Genomic DNA, 20398 nt, shown 5'->3' on the forward strand with positions numbered 1-20398 from the left:
AGATGCGCAGTGGCACGATAGGTAACTTTTGAGTTTAGCTTATATAGACATAAAAAACTGACACCGGAGTCGTTCCAATGTCAGTTTACAGTCTTATTCATTCAGAGCCTTTTTCAAAGCCTCCATGTTGTTTTTCATAACACCAAGATAGTCGAGGTTCTTCTGCTTGTCTTCATCCGTCAGTCCTTCGAGCGGATTCAATACATCGATTTTTGCACCGATTTCAGTAGCTACGGTCTCAGCGACCTTTGGATCAACAAGGGTTTCAAAGAAAATCGTTTTAACATTATTCTCTTTGGCAAATTTGATAATACCCACCAGCTTGTCCGGTGTAGGCTCTTGCTCCGGAGATAATCCAGAAATTGGTACTTGGGTTAGACCATATTGCTTAGCCAAATAACCAAAAGCAGCATGCTGGGTAATAAAGTCTTTACGTTTTATATCTTTCAGACCTGTTTTGAACTCGGTATCCAGCTCTTTCAGCTTGGCGATGTAAGCATCAGCATTTTTCTCATAATCAGCTTTGTTTGCAGGATCGGCTTTTACCAGCCCTGCTTCAATGGACTCTACTTCCTTTTGGGCCAAGACTGGATCAAGCCATACATGAGGGTCCAGCACATGATCGTGAGCATGGCCTTCCTCTGCATGCGCTTCTCCTTCTTCCTCAGCAGTACCTTCCATCAGGTTCAGCCCTTTGCTTGCTTCAACCACAACACGCTGGTCGTTAGACGCGCTGCTCAAAGCCTGCTCTGCCCAGCCTTCCACGATACCGTTATATACAAAAACGTCGGCATCCTTCACCTGTGCCATATCTTTGGCGCTTGGCTCCCAGTCATGCGGCTCAGCACCAGCAGGAATCAGCGCGGTTACATCAGCATGATCTCCAGCGACCTGCTTTGTAAACTCATACATCGGATAAAAAGTGGTAACCACTTTCAGCTTTTTGCCGCTGTCCGTCGTTTGTGCCTGATTCGGCTCGGTTTGGGGAGTGTTGGTAGCTGCATTATCAGATTTGGCTCCGCAGCCAGACAAAATAAGTGCCAGCCCTGCAGACAATACAAATGATTTTTTGAACCATGTATTCATGTTCATAGCTCCTTTATTTGTTTGGTTTTTCAGAATACGAACTGTTTCATTCACTGGCGTGCTGCATTCTTCTGCCGGGAAGCCTGCTGCTTACCCAGCTTGCGGACCAGCTTTTGAATACAGATTCCCACGATCAGGAATAATAACAGCACCATCGCAATCGTCCCCCCTGGGGGTGTACTCAGTTCATACGAAGCAGTTAAACCCGAAAATACCCCGATCAATGCGGTCACCATAGATATCCAGATGGCTGCGGCAAAGCTCGGTGCAATTCGAATCGCCAATGCAGCCGGTAACACGATCAGTGAGGAGACAAGCAACACACCGACAATCGGCATTGCAGCGGCTACAATCATCCCTGTCAAAATGCTAAACGCAAATGAAATGGATTTGACAGGAAGGCCGTTTGTCTTCGCCGTTTCTTCATCAAAGGTAATCTGATACAAAGGACGCCGGAATACGAAAAAGAAAATACCCCCGATCACAGCCACTGCGATCATCAACATCAGCTCTGTCTGATTGACCGCCACCACTGAACCGAACAAATAAGCGGAAAAGCCTTTATTAATACTCTGATTCAGGTTCATTAAAATAACAGCCGTCGACAGGCCGCCCACCATAATAATGGCCACAGAAATCTCACTGTACGTTTTATAAGACCTGCGGACGTATTCAACGATAATCGCTCCGATTATAGCTACGATAAAACCAGTTATCGTCGGATTAATGCCCAGATAGGCGCCCGCTGCCACCCCTGCCAGCGATACATGCGATAGCATGTCCGCCATCAGAGCCTGGCGCCGCAGCATCAGGTACACTCCAAGCACCGAGGCCAGCAGTGCAATTACCCCACCGGCACAAAATGCCCGCTGCATGAAGTCGTAGTGCAGCATTTCCATCCGCCATCTTCCTTCCTCTCAAGCTCAATAATACGATCCAGATAATGTTGCACTTCCGATAGTCCATGGGTAACCATGACTACGGTTCTTCCATATTCCTTAACCTGCTGATTCATCAGATCGTAGAAGTGATGGCGGCTTTCCTGATCCATCCCGGTCGTGGGCTCATCCAAAATGAGCAAATCCGATTCCTGAGCGAGCGCTCGTGCCACACAAATGCGCTGCTTCTGTCCACCGGACAGCTCGCCGATTTTACGATGACGTAAATCCCACATACCTACCTGACGAAGCGCCTGCTCTGTCAAATCATGATCCTCGGGCCGCATACGGCGCAACCACGAGCCATGAGTGTATCTTCCTGAACGGACAAATTCCAGAATGGTACTTGGAAATCCGCCATTAAAAGCAGCAATTTGCTGCGATACGAATCCGACAACGAGCTTCTTACCCTCACCTGTACGGTCGGACATAAACACCTTGCCCTTCCAAGGTTGAAGCAAACCGAGCAACAACTTGAGCATTGTCGATTTGGAAGCCCCATTCGGCCCGGTAATGGCCACAAATTCGCCAGAAAAAATTTCAACATTGGCATCCACCAGATTAGGAACGTCCCCGTAGCCAAATGTAACTTGTTCCAGTGAGGCTAATAACATGACGCAGATCTTCCTTTCCTTTAAAAAGCCTGGAGCCATCTGAACGATTTACCTCCGCGCAGATTCTCCAGGTCGTTTATTCTCATGAAACTATCTACCGTAATTATTACGATTAGATAATAAAAAAACAAGCGTTGATAAACGTAACCTTTACGCATTAGCAAGTTTAACAGTTTAGGAAAGGTTCGTCAATGTTTTGCAGGTCTTTTGCTCGTTTACTAATATTTTCGGCCTTTTCTACAGTACCGATCTGAGTCTGAATGGGCTCCACTTGTTCACGGATGCTGCTTACCGTCTTTTCCACACAGTTCTCAACCCGGAAAATACGTCCAATATCAGTATATCCTGATATACGTCTCCTAATGTGGAGCCCGGTTTGTTTGATAATTCCTGCACATAAGTCGCCACGCCCTGTTTGGCAAGCTCCTCACAGGAGCCGAGATTTTTGTCGTTAAAGGCACTCTTCCAGCCAGGTGAGCGTGGGATTTATGTTTTGACGGATAAATGCCGCTCGTTCCTGACGTCATGAACCAGTCAATGGTTTTCGGCCATTTCCAGCTTTCTCAACCGTTCTTCGATCTCGGAAGCAGAGAAATTTTCGCCCATAACAACCGCTACATCGTTCACCTGCTTTTGCGGACGAATCGGAATGATTTCCAACTCCCGGTAGGCAAACTGGAACATCATCTGACCCTCTGATTCCAGAAAACGCACAATTCCTTTGGCTCGGTAAATTTCAGCAGGCAAACTGCGGAACAACTGTTCAAACTCGGAGCGTGGCACAGGTTGTCCAAAGAAATGCGTATGAACAACTACATGGTCGTAGGAATGATAATGCTCCCCATGTTCGTGGTCATGTTCGTGGTTATGATCGTGCTCATGGTGATGGTCTGCATGGTCATCATGAGCGTGAGCGTGCAGATGATTTTCCAAATGATGATGATCATTTCTGCTATCGGCTGTGGACTCCTTTTGCCGCAATGCGTCCATACGATCCTCTCCCTGAATGGAGAAAAAAGTATCCGCGTCCACGTCGCTCCGTTGCGTGCTCACCGTCAGCGCATACGGATTTAATTCTTTTACGAGGGCCTGTGTCTTCTGCAACTCCCCCGCAGCCAATAAATCGGTCTTGTTAATAATCAGCTTGGAAGCGCATCGAAGCTGATCCTGCATCAAGCGATGTGACTTGCTTCTCTCGTTGCCCGAGGCAAAATCCAGAAATTGACGCGCATCCACCACCGTAATAACGGATTGTAAAATCATTGAGGAATAGATGGAGGCATCTGTCACCGCATCTACAATTTCCAGCGGATTGGCCACTCCGGTACATTCAACGATAATCACGTCCGGCTTATATTCCTCGGCAAGATTCATCAGCTCCACGCCTAAATCTCCGCGAATGGTACAGCATATGCAACCACTAAGCATTTCCTTCATGGGAGCCTGACCGTTCACCAAACTGCCGTCCAAATTAACATCACCCAACTCATTCATCAAAATAGCCGGCTTGAGCCCCTGCCCTTTATAATAAGCCAGCGCATGCTGAAGAAGAGTTGTTTTACCGCTGCCCAGAAATCCGGATAAAACAACAATCGGTATCATAAAATCCTCCTTGTCTTTACAACGTTTTAATAAGGATCGTACCGTAAAAATTTCCTTCTTGCAATCGTTTAGTGATATTTAATAATAATAATTACGATTAATGAGCATAAATATATATGAATACGTTCGGATTTGTCAATATAGGGGGTGATTCAAGCACGATTCAGCGGTCATGTTTGTCCCATTGCAGGCATAGGATGTAGACAAGAACCCTTATTCCCAAGGAGACGTAGAATGAAAAACAGTACGCTGTTGAAGATGCTGCCTTTTATGATTCCGTTTGCCTTTCTCATCCCTGTGCTTGTTACGCTATCTCCCCGGTGGATTCGTTCGTTAGATACGAGTCAGCTACAGCCGTTAAAAACGGTATTTATGGGCATCTTTCTGGAAGCTGTCCCGTTTCTCCTTATCGGCGTGCTCGTCTCATCCCTTTTGCAATGGCTCGTACCGGAAACATGGATTCGCAAAATAGCGCCTGCGCATCCTGTGCCGGGTGTCCTGCTGGCCTCCTTGCTGGGTCTACTGTTTCCCATCTGTGAATGCGGCATGATCCCTGTCGTTCGCCAATTGATGCTCAAGGGAATGCCTGCCTATATGGGCATCACCTTTATTTTAAGCGGGCCGATGATCAATCCTGTGGTGATGGCTGCGACGATGATGGCGTTTCCTTCCCATCCCGAGGTCACTGCCGTTCGAATGGGGCTGGCCTTTGTCGTTTCTGCAATCATCGGGCTGATCGTGTATGCCTTTGTGCGTGTGCATCCGCTCAAACGGTCGTTGCTCTCTTTTAACCAGCAAAAGCAGAGCAACCAGACTCATCGGCATAATCGCACATGGCGGGGCTTTTTTGTACATGCTGGCGACGAATTTTTGGACATGAGCAAATATCTCATTATCGGTGCGTTGCTGACAGCCTGCATCCAGACCTTCATCCCGCGTGATGAAATGCTTTCGTTAAGTGGTGGAACGGCTGGCTCGTACGCCTTTATGATGGGCTTTGCCTACGTCCTGTCGCTATGCTCCACCTCCGATGCCTTCGTCGCTACTGCTTTTTCGCATACCTTTACACTGGGTCCGCTGGCATCCTTTCTTGTACTCGGCCCAATGCTGGATTTCAAAGGCACGCTCATGCTGTTAAGCACCTTCCGCACCAAATTTGTCGCCGTCCTGTGCTTGCTTATTGTTTCGCTTGTCCTGGTGGGCTCTATAGCTGCTGAATGGTTATTGGGGAGGTGATTACGAACGTGAATTCAACCTTTAGCATCCGCTGGCAGTATGGCATGCGCTCCTTGCTCATGATTGGATTGGCTGTGTATATCATCACATTGAGTCAATCGAATTCCCTTCATTACTACTTGGCTCCGCAAATGCAAAAGCTGCTCCTGCTCTGCCCCGTACCCCTGCTGTTTATCGCCTTGGCTATGGCGTGGCACGGCATAGCCGGGAAGCAGGAAGGCGAGGATTTATGTGATTGTGAGCATCCGTTGCCTCAAAGCTGGGTAAAAAAAACACTTGTATACGGAATGCTGCTCATTCCGCTGCTATTCGGTTCTCTGCTGCCCAATCAGGCGCTCGGCAGTGACATGGCGGCCAAAAAAGGCATGTCCTTCACGTATCCCAACCCGGAGATCCGACGCAAAACAGATATACAGACCACGAAAGCACCGGAAGTCTCCATGTTATCAACCGTATCTTCTACTCCAGCTTCACTCCCTTCAGGGGGAAAATGGAGTCAGGAAACGCTGGATAAGCTGTTCGTTCCACCTGATAAATACAACGTAGAATTTGCCGAGCTGGCGAAACGTCTGTACCAGCAGCCGACCATACAGATCAAACCGGAGATTTTTTCCGAAACCATTGGAGCCATCGAATTGTATAAGCACGCTTTTGAAGGAAAAAAAGTGCAGGTGACTGGCTTTGTCTATAAAGACGGCAGCCTGCCGGGCAATGGTCTGTTTGCGGTAGGAAGATTCCTCGTTATGTGCTGTACTGCCGATGCCATGCCTTTCGGGATCATCATCCAATCCAAGAAGGCACCGTCCTTTGACAAGGATACGTGGGTGACTATTGAAGGAACATTACACGCCACACAAAAAGACAATGTACCCGTACTCGAAATTCGATCCGAGAAAATAACCGCTGTCGCGCAGCCGGAATCCCCCTATGTTTATACTCAGGCCGACTCGGTAGCCACCTTTGATCGCTTGAATGCAGCACACTAAACTTATTAAGGAGGAAGAATGATGAACAAAGTTCCTGTGATTTTAATCAGTGGTTTTCTTGGAAGCGGCAAAACAACACTGCTTCTGCGCCTGTTGGCACATACCCGCCAAATTCCCCTTCGTGCTGCTGTTTTAATGAACGAAATGGGTGAATACGATGTAGATGGTTCCATTATTTCTAAAGAAATGCCTGACGTATCGGTCGAGGGACTACTGGAAGGCTGCATTTGTTGCAGCAAAAGAAATGAACTGGCAGGCGCTCTGCACACCCTGCTCAGTCAGGAGCCGGATCTGATCTTCATGGAAACCACCGGGGTAGCCAACCCTGAGCAAGTGCTGGAAGAGCTTCGCTCCCCGCTGCTGGCAGATCGGCTGTATCTGGTTCACAGCATCAGTGTTGTGGATGCTGAGCTGTTCCATGAATACAACAGCCGCTTTACGGCTGATAAGGAGCTGGTTCGGACCCTGCACGGACAGCTGTGCACCGCAGACTTCATTGTGGTGAACAAGACGGATGTCGCAAGTAGCCGTGAAGTGACGAAGGTCGTCAAAAGCATCCGCAAGCTCAACGATACGGCCAAGCTGCAAACCGCTGAATATAGCCGGGTTGACCTTGAACCACTGCTAGAGCCTGTTCTGGCCTCCGTATCCGTTGCCGCAAAACCTGTACAGGTAACTCAACCCACATCAGCACAGGCGCAGCGAACCGATGCAGCCGCAGCGTCCGTCCCTGTTTCCTCCAAAAGTATCGGACGACCTGGCAGTATCTCCAGAAGTACGGTATTCAAAGTCATTTCTGCGCACAGTCATAGCCCTAACCACGATGCCAACCAGCCCCATTCGTTTTCCCGTCTGGAGAGCTTAACGCTGCATCAATATTCTCCACAGCCACTTGAAAAGCAACGATTGGAAAGCTTCCTGACCGGGCTCGGTTCCTCGCTGCTTCGGGCGAAAGGCTATTGCGTGCTTCCGCACGAAGGTACGATGCTTTTGCAATTTTCAGGCAGCCACCTGGAGTGGCAGCCCACCGCGCTCCCCGTGAGTCAGGGGTATGTCACGCTCATTGGAGAGCAGCTCGACAAAGCAGCCATTGCCGACCAATGGGAGCAGTGCTTTATTTCGCTTTAATCGGCACATCCGCTTTGATATAAAAGAAGAACCCTCCACTTCTGTCGGGGGGTTCACTCATTAAGACTTCTTACGTAATTAATCCGTACAACGGTCACAATAACCATGAATCTCATCCAAAACACCAATATCCACTAAGAGTCTTCAATTTCGATTGTGTAAAATGATTTGTTGTTCTCATTTGCGTATGTAACTATCTGCAGATAATAAAAAAGCGATGTTCACGAATTATTTGTATAATCCGCGAACATAACGCTCGTCTTGTTTTAAAGGTTATATTTTTTGTTAAAGCGATCCACACGTCCACCGATATCCACGTTTCTTTGTTTACCAGTGAAGAACGGGTGAGAAGCGGAGCTGGTATCTACACGGATAACCGGGTATGTGTTGCCGTCTTCCCATTCCATCGTTTCTTGGGAATACTTAGTGGAAGCACTCAGGAAAGAGAATCCACAGCTAGGGTCCAAAAAGATAACTTTGTTCAATGTTGGATGAAGATCTTTTTTCATATTATTTCACCTAAGCTTTCATATTATTTTATTGGTTCAAACTCATACGTACTGGCGCAATACTCCATCAGTTGGCAAAAGGAACGATTATGCCCCAGAAAAAAAGACGACAGATCGTAACGGTTGCGCTCAGGTTCGTAAACGACAAGCAAACGATGCCGTATATATCGCATCGCCCATTGCACGAACGCCCCCGATCTTTCGTCAGCCTTCATCGTTATATAAGCATATAGTGAATGGTCCTCCGGCTCGTCCCAAATGCTGACACCAGCACAGGAGAACTCGGTAGCCACGTGCTTTCGATTCAAAAGGCAAAGCGTACCATGCAGCTCGGCATCTATCGTACAGCCATGAAAAAAGGCTGTTTGCTTAGGTGCAAGCTTTATCTTTGGACGCTCTATCCACTGGACTAATTCAAGTTTTCGCCGGTTCCATAACGCAGGCTTTTGCAAACTTAACACGATTTCTTCAACATGAAGTGGAGAGACCATGCCATGGCTCCTTTCATGAAGCCCTATATTCAGTAGAATTCAGGCTCCCTTCAGGATGCAAAACAATTCAGGTTGCTATGTAGCAAGCCCCAAATTATCTAGTTTCACGATGGATCGTATACTTTTTCAGACGCGGAGAGTATTTTTTCATTTCAAGACGCTCCGGATGATTTCTTTTGTTCTTGGTTGTTGTATAATTGCGATCACCAGATTCGGTGCATGCCAAGGTAACAATTACGCGCATTTCTCTTCCTCCTTAAATGGAATACATGGTATTCAATTACAATAGTAATTTTTACGGTTAGTTCCATTCTATAATTCAGGGTGCTCTTTGTCAACCTTTGACTGACGGTTTATCGCTTCTTCTACTGTATTCCAGCGATTACAGTACTGTGCCAGCTTCGGATGAAGTTCCAATGGTTCGGTCGAAAGCACCAATCTGACGTTTCTGATCCATTCATCGAACGATGCATAGGATGCGCACAAATTTGCAGTTTCAGGATTCATATACAGAAAAAGCGGGGGAGGATATTTTTCCGCCAGAAAACGGATTGCTGCTTCAATCGGCGTATACTTTTTGCGTTTACCTTCCCAGCTCTCGATTACAACAGCGCTCAAAGCCTGCTCCCGCTGCCACTCCCCAAGGTCGTCCACCCGCTTGTAATATGAGCGAACCGGCTGCTTCCACATTCTCCTAACTGTTTCCTCATGTAACGGGTATAGTACCAGCTTTTTAAAGGATAGCGTAGCTCCCGTTTTGGCAAAAATCTCCAGTTCCCTGACTGTAATCTGCTCAAACGTATCATAATAGATCATAGTCCCTTTATGCGTCTCGACTGGAGGCTCATAGCCATAGGGTACATATTGAAGGTTTCTTGTCATGCCGGACACTCCATCCTTCCGTAGATGAACTTTTCCTTCTATATTATACCCTTGTTTTGACATGAGTTTGCATAAAATGTTTATCCTTGCTGGGCAGCAGTCGTATTGCGGCGTGGGCCCCGGCGAAACTGCAAAGCGTAAAGTCCCATGGTTGCGAGCGCAATCAGCGCAAGAACTGTAAATATATTGCTAAAGTTGAACACCTGCACGTTGGATACGACAGGATTCAGGTGAAAGGTAGACGAGCTATCTAGCGTTTTACCCAAAATACTGGTCGTCACTGCACCGGAAATAAAATTCAGCAGAGACAGCAGCCCCATTCCAACACCAATCTGATCCCTCGACAAGGTACGGGAAATCGTATTAGACATGGCAATCTGCATAAAGGTTTGACCTACGTTTCCGAAAATGAGTAAAAATAAAATGAGATACGGAGACGCGCCCACAAAGGTAGACAAGCTGATAAAGCAGATAAACATAAACGTAATTGCCGTGTAGACTAGAAATGAATTTCCTTTGCTATCGGCCAAACGCCCACCGCTTTTACCAAGCAACGCCGACGCAATGGCCGCCGGAAACATAATCAATCCAATCGTTGCAGGCGTAAGCTGATTGAGACTGTTCAGAAACTGCGGCGCCAGGTACGGCAGTCCAAAGCTGACCCCTGCTCCCAAAAAGGCGATAAGCAATCCGTAAGAATATTGCTTGTTGCGGAACAGCTTGGGCTGAATGAATGGATCTTTAGCGGTGGCGATCCTCCATATAAACAGAGCAAACAGCACAATACCGACCAGAAAAAATATAATACTGCTTTGCGAAATGGAAAGCAGTAAGAAGGCTACTGTTCCGCCCAGCAGCAATCCACCCAGAAAATCAAATTTCTGATTTTCTCCCCGCTGGTCGTCCAAATATTTGCGAAAAAACGGCAAGGCGATAAGCGGCAGCATGGAAATAAGGAACAAAAAGCGCCAACTTGCAAAGCCTGTAATCAAACCGGATATAATCGGAGCCAGTGCCGTACCCAGGGCCAAGCCAATTGCTGTAACGCCCAAGGCGCGTCCTCTTTTTTCAGCAGAGAAATAACGGACAGGAACGATCATAGCCGTTGCCGGGATGACAGCAGCCCCTACGGCCTGAAGCAAACGGGCTACAATCAGCATCCAAAATTGATTGGCCAACAGACCAATAAGCGAACCTAACGCAAAAAAGATAATCCCAAACGTCAATAAATCCTTGAGACGGTATTTGTCCGCCAGCTTACCGTAGGTCACTGAGCCAACCGCATACACAATCATATAACCGGTTAACAGCCAGCTCACATCGGAAGCACTAATATGGAACTCCTGACGAATCACAGGCATGACTACATTAAACATAAAGGCGTTCATCACTGAAAAAACAAGTGTGAAGGCCAACACACGCATAAGCTTATCCGCATTGGGATAAGTTTGTTCTTTTATCATCTGGTCTCTCCCTCTCCTGTAAAAACTATCTACGCTGCAATAACTCAGCCTTTGAATACCCCTATCCGGGCAAATTTCTATATATCCGTTCAAACGCGGGCGTTCGCAGGACAGTAATCGTGAAGTATTTTTTTCAACAGACCTCGAAGAGTCTCTAACTCCCCCACAGATAACGTTTCGCCTACCGAGCTTTTAACTTTCTCAACCGTATGCTCAGCCACCTTGTGAATTTTCAAGCCTTCCTCAGTCAAATAAATCTGCTTCATACGCGCATCCTGCGGGTGACTTTTGCGTACTGCCCAGTTTTTCTTAACAATCCCGTTCACCAGGCTGGTGACGCTTGATTTATCAATAAGCAGCAGCTTTTCCAACTCCGTGTTGGTCACTCCAGGCGACATTGCCAATATATAAAGCGTCTGCGATTGCGGGGAGGTAAGCCCCAAAGGACGCAACGCCGTCTCAATCTCGCGCCGGACTGTTGTGAAAATCCATTTAATTAAATACATCGTGCTCTCTTCCTCCCAAGGAAGACAAACGGGATACACCTCACTTCCCATGTGGTTACTAACCTCCATAATCATTGAATTTTAATAGTTTGAATTCCAACTAATCTTAAACAGTCACCTATCTAGTGTCAATACTTTGATCGTTTTTAAGTATATTTTCTAGTTAAGCTTATTTAAAATCTTATGTATAGCAAAAAGACGAGCCCAGTAAGGGAAGCCCGTCTCTTTGCTTGTTGGTTCATATATAATTGCTTGTATATGAGAAACCATTGGAATACGGCTTAGTCTGCGGTTTTCACTTGAACCAGCGGGTACTCTTTTCCATCCACCGTAACTGTACTAGCATCGTCTAGCTCCAGTCGTTGCCAAATGGTCAGCAGTGTGCGATAAGGATACTGCTTCAGGTCATACTCGGTTGTCGCGTCAGCGTCCGTTCCGGTTCCATCGGTTGCCGTACCGCTCCCCTCTGTAGGAGTCCCTGACGTCGTGCCTGCGCCCGATTTTCCTGTCACCGTTTCGGCCTGATCAGCGCTGTTCCCCCTGGAAGTACTGCCACCGCCAGCCGTTGAACCACTGCCAGTGGCCCCCCCTGCTGTCGTGCTTCCTGTAGCGGCACTGCCGGTTTTCGCGTCACCAGACTGTCCAGTGCTAGCCTTACTGGCTGCTTCCTTGTCGTTCTGTTCAGCAAGCGTAAAAATTTCGTATGAATGCTCCTGTTGATCCGCACCGACTATGACGAGCTTTTTAGGCTTAAACGCCGCCTGCTCCGCCGATGTTTGAAAAGCAAACAGCAGCTTGACCATTTTCGTAGTCGCCTTGGTGTTGGGCACATGAGTCACAATCGCCGTAGGCTCTTCCTTCACGGGTACTGTAGGCTTCACTACAGGCTGCTGCACTGGCTTGGGTGTATTGACAGGCGCAGGCGCGGCGGCATCAGAGCCGATTACTCCCGCTGCTTTCAGGCCGCCTAGCGTGCCAGCAATGACGACAAGCACGATCCCGGAAATCACCCCACCCTTGCGGAAGCGACGAAGCGTTTTAACCAAAGACGTATCCGTCTCACGCTTTGCTGTCAGATAGAAATTTTTAAAGACAGGCTTGGCAGGCTCAAAATATTCACGCCACAGCGTTTTTTTATGCAGCCCCTCGCGTCCTTCCTTCTGGAAGAACAAAAGCAACGCACGTCGATAGGCTGGTTCAAAACCGCCTCGTGGCGTAGCGAATTCAGCATGTCCCTCCGACCAGCGGATAAAACGGTACATCGTATCGTTATCCTTCGCCCATTTGCGGATCGAGCTAACCAGTCGAGCAAAATCCAATATTCCTTCGCCCGTGCCATCGGAACGATAGAAGGCGGGCAGCAGGCGGGCAAAATGGCCCTCCGCAAGCTGCTGAGGCAGCCAGCTGTAAGCCCAGTCCTGCACCTTTTCCACTTCGCTCGGCTCCAGACCGTCCAGCACGGACGGTTCCGGGTTCTCCGAGCTAAACCAATCGTAAGCCGCAATCAAGCGCACCGCTTGTCCCTTGAGCGGGGCTGGCAGCTTCCCGACCCACTGCACCAAATCAGGACGGGTAAAGAACGGAATCTGTACGACCTGATCAGGTGAGATTTCCTTTAGCTCCACTTCGGTAAGCAAATACCGATCCGACGCTTCCTGCAAGCGTTCCGTTAACCCGGATTGCTCCAGTGGAGAGAGTTGGCCCCCCGTAGAGCTACTTTCCCATTGCTGCAACCGTTGATGAATAGCAGCCACAGCCTCTACCGGCTTTCTTTCGGCACGCAGCCTGCCCATCAATGCGGACTCAGCCAAAAGCTGAAAATCGGCATTCGCCGATACTTCAATATATCGACTGCCCCATTCATGCACGACAGCCAGCAACCCCTTCACATCCGGTGTTCTTTTCATCTGACTGTCCATGTAGGGAATGAACAGCAGCTTCGTGAGCGCCGGATTACCCAGCACCTTCGTAAAATACGCCTTGCCCAATGAAGGATTTTCTTCAATCGTATGATAAATAAAAGTGACAGCTTCCGTATTTTTGGCGGTATAGGCGTTATTCAGCGAGCGGATCAAATACTCCACCAACCGATTCTCGCTACGCGCATGAACTTTATAGTAATCCTTGAAGCAGTCGACCAGACCCACGTCAGGAATATATCCATCCTTCACCCGATCAAATTCATGATCAAAAAACGACAGAAACAAGTCATTCAGCCGCATTTTACGTGGCAACGCATCGGGAGAAGACAAATAATCAGTCAAGCTTCTCAGCACGGAAATTCGCCGTTCGTTATATAGTCCACGCTCTCCCTGCTCTATTTTGTACAGCGTAATGAGCTCGTGATAGCTGGATAGCGTTAGATCACGCCCCGCCTCCATGCCTGTCAGCATTTGCTCGGCAAATTTGAAAAAATCGTCCGGCGTCCCATCATTCAGCAGCGTACGGGTAATCCAGTCAAAATACGGCTGTCTCACCTGCTCTGCATCCACATTGAGTATTCGGCCACTGTTAGTAAGGTCAAATACAAAATCCTTTTCCACATTCCGATCACCGGGACGCAAACTGAAAGGCTCAACAAACATCAAATGAATGCCTTTTCTGCTGTGCGGCTCTTTCGCATATGTAAGAAATCCGAGCCTGTTGCGAAATGCATAAGGCAATGCTGCATACAACACAACCAGCAGCAGCTTGGCTGAAGATGCTACCGCTTCTACGGGAACGTTCAGTGCTATATATACCTTTTTACGGCCCGTGGCCGACATCATGACTGCATATAGAATCTGCTTGAACACTTCTTCGCCGAGCTGCAATTGAGACAGCACCGCAGACGGATCAACTGATGGAAATACGCTTCCTCCCGGCAGACGCTCCAGTTCCGGCAATTCCGTTCCTCGCTCAATATCATAAGCATCGACAAACGATGTGTTCAGCCATTGCTTATAATCAGACGGAGATTCACCCTGCCCCGCTGGAATCACATAATTGTGCGTAAAAAAGGCGCTCCGCAGCCCGGTAAAATCCGCTGCCTTGTAGATACTGCGTCCCAGCACCACATCCCCTGACTCCGTCCGTACCAGATGCATGGCTTCTGGGTAGACGCTCTCCTGCTTCTCGCCACGCGCTGTTAAAGCAGCAGGCGCATCATACACACACAAGGGATGCAGCACCTTTTTAATAAAAGAAGTGTCCAGCCCCTTGGAATTGGCCACCGTATCGAAGCCTTCCGTTGAACGGAAAATACCGCGCCGTTCCCGTGTATACATCTGCTGCTGTATCAAATGAGAGGTAGAATAACTCACTGTGATTCTCTCCCCTCAATGTACTTCAGCTTGTAAAGCAACCAGATGAATGGCTCATCCACACGGATCGGACTAACCAGCCCTTGCAGCTTTTGCTCCACCGGATTGCTACCCAAGGCGGAAACCGCAAAATAGGCCGTATCTGTAAAATACACATCCATCGTGCCCTTGAACGGCTTATCCACCTTTTCAATGAACCGTCGAACCTCGCCATCAATGTTAGCAAACTCATCCAAATCCATATACTTCCGGTGCTCCATCGGATTAAAGATATTGCTGTTCGTCTTGATGTACGTGCCTTCTTCATCTGCCAGCGCAGTGAGCATGTCACTTTTGGTCAGAACAACGGCTGTTGGAATATCCGTCTTCCCTTTTTCCTGATACGCGATAAAATCACCGAACATCGTAAGCACGACATCACGCGGCTCATCATATTGCGAAACCCATTCGCCCGGCTTGTCGCCGATGTTGATCTTGATACGCTCCCGAATAGAGCGGATTTGCAGCGGATCGACCATAAACAGAATCCCCGCCGAATTTTTAATATGCTGTCCGTGCAGACCCAGATAGTCCTGATCGACCATCCCCTCACCGGCGACATCAAAAAACACCAGCGTCAGTGGCGGCTTTTCCTCATCCTTAAACACAAACTGGAAGATAAAAGGCTCCTGCATCTTTTCCTTCTGTGTTGAGGTCAGCAGATCCCCACGCTCAAACAACGGTTCCTCATACATCGTACGGAACTTGCGGCTGATCTCCGCATTCAACGGCATGCAAGCCGCATCAAAATGATCGGCCGTAACATGCTGCAACGTATGAATCAGGGAGGTCATATAGACAGATTTGCCCGCCTGCGAAGCTCCAATAATCGAAATAATATTACTCGGCACCTTACCAGCGGTCACTGGCAGTTCGTTATGGCAATGCGGACACAATCTGCGACGTGTCAGCTCGCCGTAGCGATCCGTCAGACCTGTCAGTACATGATCCGAGTACAAACGATGCTCCTCAGGAACATCAAGAGGGTGAAGAATGGCTTCCATATCATGTACACTGTCCAAGCCAAAGCGCTCCCGATATTTGTTCAGCAGCTCATCCTCGCCCAAAGCATAATCCTCGTCATCCTCACGGTGATGGGAAGCTCGGAATACAACTTCCTCCGGGGAAAATTTACTAAAGCAATAAGGGCACACAATATCATAAAATAACGGCCGTGGTGCTGCCTGTGGCTTTCTTCTGAATAAATTGCTAAGAAAACTCATCGGTTGTGGCCTCCTTTCATTCAGGGACTAATTCATATACCGTGCCATATTTCTGACCGTCCGTAAAAAACAGCCGCACATATTCATCTCCGCCCACTTCGACAGCGGGCAACACATTCCGTCCCGCAGCAAACGGTGCCGTGAACGGGTACAAGGTTCCGTCCTCCCGATCCGCCGGATAGCCACCACGCTTTTTCACATAGCAAAGCGCCTCCTGCGGAACAGGAACTTCAGCCGTCACCTGAATCTGCACTGTTTTGCGGCTGCGAAACCAGCTTTTTTTGTGGTGAACCGCATATCTGATTTTAGCTTTGCCCGTACTCAGCTCCAGCCGGTTAGCTCCATTCTGCTGACGGATCACAAAAGTATCTCCATCCTCCCGCACAGCCGGATACACAGTATACCGCACGCGTCCAATGCCATCGATCCGGTCGCGGTAGCTGCCAGCAGCCTTGTACTCCTCACGTGTGAAGAGCTTAAGGCTTGAAAAAGGCGGCAAGGCTTCGGCGTTTTCCTGCCCGTTCACACCCGGATCGGCTAATTGTTTCGCAATATATACCACGGCGGCTCCTTCCGGCCACTGCCAGCGAAGCACAACCCGGTTGTCGTCAATTTTGTGGCTCAGCTCCGAAATAACAGGATCACCGGGCTGTGCATCCCTATACTGCATAAGTTCCGCCTCCCGTTCTAAAATCCACTGCTGCGTCGATTACGCGGCGGGCCTTCCGGTGCTCCCCTCCGGCGACCTGATGGCGCACCGGGGTTTCCTCCGCCGGAAGAACGGCGAGTATTTTCCGCAATCGGCAGCACGAGCGAGAAGACGGCGATCAGGGCCGCCAATACGAGCGCTGCCATCAAACGAATCATCAAATCACCGATGGGCGAGCCGGACAGGCCCTTTTCCAAAATAAAGCCAGCAAGCAAGCCCGCAGGAATCCCGCCAATCGCGAAATTCCGCGCCAGAAAACGGTTATCGAACATCAGGCCGAGCGCCAATCCCAGCAAGACTCCAATAATTACCAGCGCAGTTACACGGTAAATGGCAAAATACAGACTGTTGGCATACTCACCTGTTCGCTCTGTTACCAGTGTACGGTCGCCGATTTTGTCATAAATTTTACCGAACGCCTGAGTAAGACCTTGTGCATTCGCTACATTGGAGTAAGTTCCACCCGTCATTTGGGCAATATTTTGTAATAATGCTATACCATCGGATTCAGCGAGCTTCAGACCGATCGTATTAATCGGAATCTGCCGGGCGATGTAAGGAGCCAATGCCGTCTGAGTATCCAGATCACTAAAGCCGTCAGACAGCATAATAACGAGAGAGCCCTTTTCTGCATTACCCTGAGTTTCAATTTCCTTGATGGTTTCATCCAAAGCAAGACCGATTTCTGTGCCGCCTGTCATTAAGGTCTGCATGCTGTCGATTTTGGCATAAACGGCTTGCTTCTCCGCATCTGTGCCAATCGGGGTAAACGGCTGAACCAACTGCGCAGTGGACTCAAAGGAAACAATGGCTACCCGCTTGTCTCCATCTATTTGGCCGATCAGACTCTTGGCGGCCGTCAAGCGTTCGTTATCGGGATCTGTTTGCTGCATACTTCCGGAATTATCAATGACGAGCACGAGGTCCTGTACGCTTTTGCGACCTTCCGGGTTCACCTGATAGCCCAGCTCCAGCAGCAGCCCTGCCACGAACAGCATCACCAGCGTAGCAGGCACCAGCAGCTTCCAGGACAGCCCGGAGTACCGCTGCCGCCATGAAGGCCCGTTCAGTTGTGGCGAAATCCATTCGCCGATAAGGCATCCCAGGCCAATACACAGCGCCATGATGCCAAAATACAGCCCAAGCACGATGATATGCGGCCAGTGGCCTATCAGTTTGTTAAGAATCAGCTCTCCAATGATGAAGCCCACTACGGCGCCCAGCAAGCCGAACAGCAGCAGGAGAACATTAAATTTACGCTGCTTCATAAGAATCGTTGCTTCCTTCCATAATTAAAGTAGGATACACATGTTGCTACCGCAATTCCGGCAGCCGATCCGCGCTGATCCCGTGAAACACGAAACCATTCGCCATATATGTCTCATAATACGTCTTACCGTTACGGTAGACCATCAGATCCTCCAGATGGAAACCACCCATCAAATGAAGCTTTTCTACCCCGCTGCTGCGGCGCTCATGCACAAACCCCAGCTTGTAAATGCGCGAGGTAATATCCACATCCAGCGCATAAGGAAGAAATTCGCCTTCGTAGTCACCAAAGAAATACTTTTCCTCATACCGATGCTCATGAGTGTAATCCAGTAAACGCACGTTAATGCCGCCGTTTTCCTCCAGCGTTTGGTACAGTTTTTTAAACAGCTCATCCTTCGGAACGACCAGCCGATTTTCATAGGCAGCAGCCACATTCGCCCGCCGCAGCAATTCTTCCTCGAATGTCTGGTTAAACGGCTGTGCGCTGAGTATCAGGGTGCGGCAAGTCTGTGTGAGTCGATCCACCAGCTTTGACGGACCTCCATCTAGCAAATTGGACACAGGACCCATATGCCGTACATCAAAGAATACAGATTTGCCCCGCTTGGTCTCCAGCTCTTGCATGACATCTTCCGTCACACGCTCGTAATACTCAAACAGGTTTTGGCCCGTGTAGCTGTCAGCCTGACGGACGCTGTCCGTTGCAGCCTGATGCAGGTCACGCTCCAAATTGGCAAGCTGTACAGTAATATGTTTCGCCTGCATATGCCATTTTTCAAGAGCCAGCTCATAACGGCGAAGTAGCTCCAGATCCGTTTGAATCCGCAACATGTGCAGCTTGTGCCCATAGACCGTCTCGGTCAGGTAACGGATCAAGCTGCGCACATTATGTTTATCCATCAGCGGTAAGCGTTGAAAAGGCTGGTCCTCCACTCGTCCGCTATACAGGGCATCCAGCTCGGCAGCGCTGACCTGCAAATCATTGGACGTATCGCGAATCAATCCCCGAATGGCGGTAAGCACATTCCCGGTCTTATTCTCATCCGTCCAGTCCGTAAGCTCGAACAAACCGATCTCAGGGTGCTCCTTGGCCGATTCGTTCACAGCCGTTTGCAGACGTAATTCTGCCTGAAAATCCCCCAACCGTTTGTGTGCGATCCGTTCACAATTATCACGGAAAAAGGCTTCACAGCCCTGTCCGAACAAGGCTTCCTCCGCCTCGCGCAGTGTCATCCGCTTTAACGAACCGTAGCTGGCTCCGCTGGTCATGAGGGCGCTCATGTCGGTAATGGCCTCATTGCCAGGAACGAGGTCATTACGTGTACGGCCTCGCTCGGTAGCATCCAGACCGAAATAATCCAGCTTATCGCGTATATCCCATTCCTGCTCTGTTCTCATACGCGCCAGCAGCTTCACATAAAAGTGATACAGCACCGTAAGCGCAATCGACTCATTAGGGCGCTTTACCCGGGAAAATCCGGCCGACACATAGCCCTGCCGCCCGGATTCCGTCATGATGTTGTTTTTAAACGATGTATTGTTGTATCCCCCATCCTGGGATCGATAGGAATCCCCCGCCTGATAACGATTTTTAAGAAGCTGAATGTGGCAAATGATGTCACAGCTCTCCCGCAGGCTATTCGGCACCGTTACACCGCGTTCGTTCTTGTCGGACAGCACATAGACGAGATCGAACAACGGCGACGGAGCATGAGATACAGGAATGGTCAGTTTGTCCTCAGTCATATGCAGTGGCGCCGTAAACGTATAATCCGGACTTTGAATATAGTCCAGCTCCCGCATAAAAGCGACTGACGCTGCGCTGCTGTAGCCAAATTGGGCTGCCTGATCGCTTTCGCTGACCAAAACGTACAGATCCATCTGCACCGACTTAAAGGACTGCGCAAAAATGTATTCCGCCAACAGCGTAATCTCGGGAACCAATACATTCAAGGGATCGTCGGCTGTCGTCAGGATCGACAAATGGACACGCTCGAACGAGGAATACAAGCGACCGTAATCTGCCAAGTGCCCACTAGCCCGGCGCAACGCGGCGTTAAGCTCAATCAACTGCGATTCATGTGTATAAAAAGCCTGATGCAAATCACGGCGTCCGGTTTTGTGGCTGCTTTCCTCCGGTACCGCTACTGTATGGGCAATGACATCCATCGAACGGTCAACAGCGGCATGATCCTCCTGCGAGCGGATGTGGATGTACGTTACCCCTGTACTGTTATCCCACTTGGCCCGGTTGATATCTGCAATGGTGTTCATCGCCGGGCCCATACGGTCACCGATAAAAAGAAACACGGACGGGAAATGGATGCTGCTGCGTCCATCCCCGCTACCGATTAATTGATCCTCTGCGACTGCATAGTCAGCCGCATAACGTAACAGCTGCTCTCTCATACT

Annotated in this window: 18 protein-coding genes; 3 read left to right on the forward strand and 15 right to left on the reverse strand. The window is 49.0% G+C overall.

The annotated features are described in order from the left end of the window. Positions 1 to 93: 93 nt before the first annotated feature. From L696_RS0121730 to L696_RS0121745, 4 genes are all read right to left on the reverse strand, one after another. Complete coding sequence (locus L696_RS0121730; protein ID WP_025685517.1) at positions 94 to 1086, reverse strand: metal ABC transporter substrate-binding protein; 993 nt, start codon at positions 1084 to 1086, stop codon at positions 94 to 96. Between the two features lie 50 nt (positions 1087 to 1136). Then, positions 1137 to 1985, reverse strand: a complete 849-nt coding sequence (locus tag L696_RS0121735; RefSeq protein ID WP_025685518.1) for a metal ABC transporter permease — start codon at positions 1983 to 1985, stop codon at positions 1137 to 1139. Next, the gene (locus tag L696_RS0121740; RefSeq protein ID WP_025685519.1) at positions 1931 to 2638 is read right to left on the reverse strand and encodes a metal ABC transporter ATP-binding protein; all 708 of its coding nucleotides are present in this window, start codon (positions 2636 to 2638) and stop codon (positions 1931 to 1933) included. Before L696_RS0121740 ends, L696_RS0121735 begins: the two co-directional genes overlap by 55 nt. Positions 2639 to 3172: 534 nt before the next feature. After that, positions 3173 to 4240 (reverse strand): CobW family GTP-binding protein, encoded by a 1068-nt coding sequence (locus L696_RS0121745; protein ID WP_025685520.1) that lies wholly within the window; start codon positions 4238 to 4240, stop codon positions 3173 to 3175. A gap of 234 nt (positions 4241 to 4474) precedes the next feature. On the opposite strand from L696_RS0121745, the gene L696_RS0121750 reads away from it, so the two are divergent. From L696_RS0121750 to L696_RS0121760, 3 genes are read left to right on the forward strand one after another with little or no spacing between them, the layout of a single operon-like run. Then, the gene (locus L696_RS0121750; RefSeq protein WP_025685521.1) at positions 4475 to 5476 is read left to right on the forward strand and encodes a permease; all 1002 of its coding nucleotides are present in this window, start codon (positions 4475 to 4477) and stop codon (positions 5474 to 5476) included. An 8-nt stretch (positions 5477 to 5484) separates the two neighbouring features. Beyond that, entirely contained in the window at positions 5485 to 6462 is a 978-nt protein-coding gene (locus L696_RS0121755; protein WP_025685522.1) for a TIGR03943 family putative permease subunit, read from the forward strand. Between the two features lie 18 nt (positions 6463 to 6480). Beyond that, positions 6481 to 7590 (forward strand): GTP-binding protein, encoded by a 1110-nt coding sequence (locus L696_RS0121760; RefSeq protein ID WP_049827484.1) that lies wholly within the window; start codon positions 6481 to 6483, stop codon positions 7588 to 7590. Positions 7591 to 7856: 266 nt separating this feature from the next. Here L696_RS0121760 and L696_RS0121765 read toward each other — a convergent pair whose 3' ends face one another. From L696_RS0121765 to L696_RS0121815, 11 genes are all read right to left on the reverse strand, one after another. After that, complete coding sequence (locus L696_RS0121765; RefSeq protein WP_014281334.1) at positions 7857 to 8099, reverse strand: type B 50S ribosomal protein L31; 243 nt, start codon at positions 8097 to 8099, stop codon at positions 7857 to 7859. 23 nt (positions 8100 to 8122) lie between these two features. Continuing rightward, positions 8123 to 8590: a hypothetical protein gene (locus L696_RS0121770; RefSeq protein WP_025685524.1), complete on the reverse strand. Its 468-nt coding sequence runs from the start codon at positions 8588 to 8590 to the stop codon at positions 8123 to 8125. Positions 8591 to 8684: 94 nt separating this feature from the next. Then, positions 8685 to 8834 (reverse strand): 50S ribosomal protein L33, encoded by a 150-nt coding sequence (gene rpmG, locus L696_RS0121775; RefSeq protein ID WP_007430271.1) that lies wholly within the window; start codon positions 8832 to 8834, stop codon positions 8685 to 8687. Between the two features lie 68 nt (positions 8835 to 8902). Further along, positions 8903 to 9472, reverse strand: a complete 570-nt coding sequence (locus L696_RS0121780) for a hypothetical protein (protein WP_025685525.1) — start codon at positions 9470 to 9472, stop codon at positions 8903 to 8905. Between the two features lie 80 nt (positions 9473 to 9552). Further along, the gene (locus L696_RS0121785; RefSeq protein WP_049827485.1) at positions 9553 to 10935 is read right to left on the reverse strand and encodes an MFS transporter; all 1383 of its coding nucleotides are present in this window, start codon (positions 10933 to 10935) and stop codon (positions 9553 to 9555) included. An 89-nt stretch (positions 10936 to 11024) separates the two neighbouring features. Beyond that, positions 11025 to 11492, reverse strand: coding sequence for a MarR family winged helix-turn-helix transcriptional regulator (locus tag L696_RS0121790; protein ID WP_025685527.1), 468 nt, complete (start codon positions 11490 to 11492; stop codon positions 11025 to 11027). Positions 11493 to 11722: 230 nt separating this feature from the next. Next, positions 11723 to 14743, reverse strand: coding sequence for a GAP1-N2 domain-containing protein (locus L696_RS0121795; protein ID WP_025685528.1), 3021 nt, complete (start codon positions 14741 to 14743; stop codon positions 11723 to 11725). Further along, positions 14740 to 16005 carry a TRAFAC clade GTPase domain-containing protein gene (locus tag L696_RS0121800; RefSeq protein WP_025685529.1) on the reverse strand — a complete coding sequence of 422 codons (1266 nt, stop codon included), beginning with the start codon at positions 16003 to 16005 and terminating at the stop codon, positions 14740 to 14742. Before L696_RS0121800 ends, L696_RS0121795 begins: the two co-directional genes overlap by 4 nt. Positions 16006 to 16021: 16 nt before the next feature. Continuing rightward, on the reverse strand, positions 16022 to 16675 hold the full coding sequence (locus tag L696_RS0121805; RefSeq protein WP_025685530.1) for a hypothetical protein: 654 nt from the start codon (positions 16673 to 16675) through the stop codon (positions 16022 to 16024). Positions 16676 to 16692: 17 nt separating this feature from the next. Further along, a complete protein-coding gene (locus L696_RS0121810; RefSeq protein WP_025685531.1) occupies positions 16693 to 17982 on the reverse strand; it encodes a vWA domain-containing protein in 1290 nt (429 codons plus the stop codon). A 46-nt stretch (positions 17983 to 18028) separates the two neighbouring features. Beyond that, positions 18029 to 20395, reverse strand: coding sequence for a hypothetical protein (locus L696_RS0121815; RefSeq protein WP_025685532.1), 2367 nt, complete (start codon positions 20393 to 20395; stop codon positions 18029 to 18031). Between the last annotated feature and the right edge of the window lie 3 nt (positions 20396 to 20398).

Origin of the sequence: Paenibacillus maysiensis, assembly GCF_000520815.1 — a bacterium.
GTDB lineage: Bacteria > Bacillota > Bacilli > Paenibacillales > Paenibacillaceae > Paenibacillus > Paenibacillus maysiensis.

Excerpts from the sequence above, each read along its gene's own strand:
- L696_RS0121730 (WP_025685517.1), bottom strand. The coding sequence starts at position 1,086 with ATGAATACATGGTTCAAAAAATCATTTGTATTGTCTGCAGGGCTGGCA.
- L696_RS0121735 (WP_025685518.1), bottom strand. The coding sequence starts at position 1,985 with ATGGAAATGCTGCACTACGACTTCATGCAGCGGGCATTTTGTGCCGGT.
- L696_RS0121740 (WP_025685519.1), bottom strand. The coding sequence starts at position 2,638 with ATGTTATTAGCCTCACTGGAACAAGTTACATTTGGCTACGGGGACGTT.
- L696_RS0121745 (WP_025685520.1), bottom strand. The coding sequence starts at position 4,240 with ATGATACCGATTGTTGTTTTATCCGGATTTCTGGGCAGCGGTAAAACA.
- L696_RS0121750 (WP_025685521.1), top strand. The coding sequence starts at position 4,475 with ATGAAAAACAGTACGCTGTTGAAGATGCTGCCTTTTATGATTCCGTTT.
- L696_RS0121760 (WP_049827484.1), top strand. The coding sequence starts at position 6,481 with ATGATGAACAAAGTTCCTGTGATTTTAATCAGTGGTTTTCTTGGAAGC.
- L696_RS0121765 (WP_014281334.1), bottom strand. The coding sequence starts at position 8,099 with ATGAAAAAAGATCTTCATCCAACATTGAACAAAGTTATCTTTTTGGAC.
- L696_RS0121770 (WP_025685524.1), bottom strand. The coding sequence starts at position 8,590 with ATGGTCTCTCCACTTCATGTTGAAGAAATCGTGTTAAGTTTGCAAAAG.
- rpmG (WP_007430271.1), bottom strand. The coding sequence starts at position 8,834 with ATGCGCGTAATTGTTACCTTGGCATGCACCGAATCTGGTGATCGCAAT.
- L696_RS0121780 (WP_025685525.1), bottom strand. The coding sequence starts at position 9,472 with ATGACAAGAAACCTTCAATATGTACCCTATGGCTATGAGCCTCCAGTC.
- L696_RS0121785 (WP_049827485.1), bottom strand. The coding sequence starts at position 10,935 with ATGATAAAAGAACAAACTTATCCCAATGCGGATAAGCTTATGCGTGTG.
- L696_RS0121790 (WP_025685527.1), bottom strand. The coding sequence starts at position 11,492 with ATGGGAAGTGAGGTGTATCCCGTTTGTCTTCCTTGGGAGGAAGAGAGC.
- L696_RS0121800 (WP_025685529.1), bottom strand. The coding sequence starts at position 16,005 with ATGAGTTTTCTTAGCAATTTATTCAGAAGAAAGCCACAGGCAGCACCA.
- L696_RS0121805 (WP_025685530.1), bottom strand. The coding sequence starts at position 16,675 with ATGCAGTATAGGGATGCACAGCCCGGTGATCCTGTTATTTCGGAGCTG.
- L696_RS0121810 (WP_025685531.1), bottom strand. The coding sequence starts at position 17,982 with ATGAAGCAGCGTAAATTTAATGTTCTCCTGCTGCTGTTCGGCTTGCTG.
- L696_RS0121815 (WP_025685532.1), bottom strand. The coding sequence starts at position 20,395 with ATGAGAGAGCAGCTGTTACGTTATGCGGCTGACTATGCAGTCGCAGAG.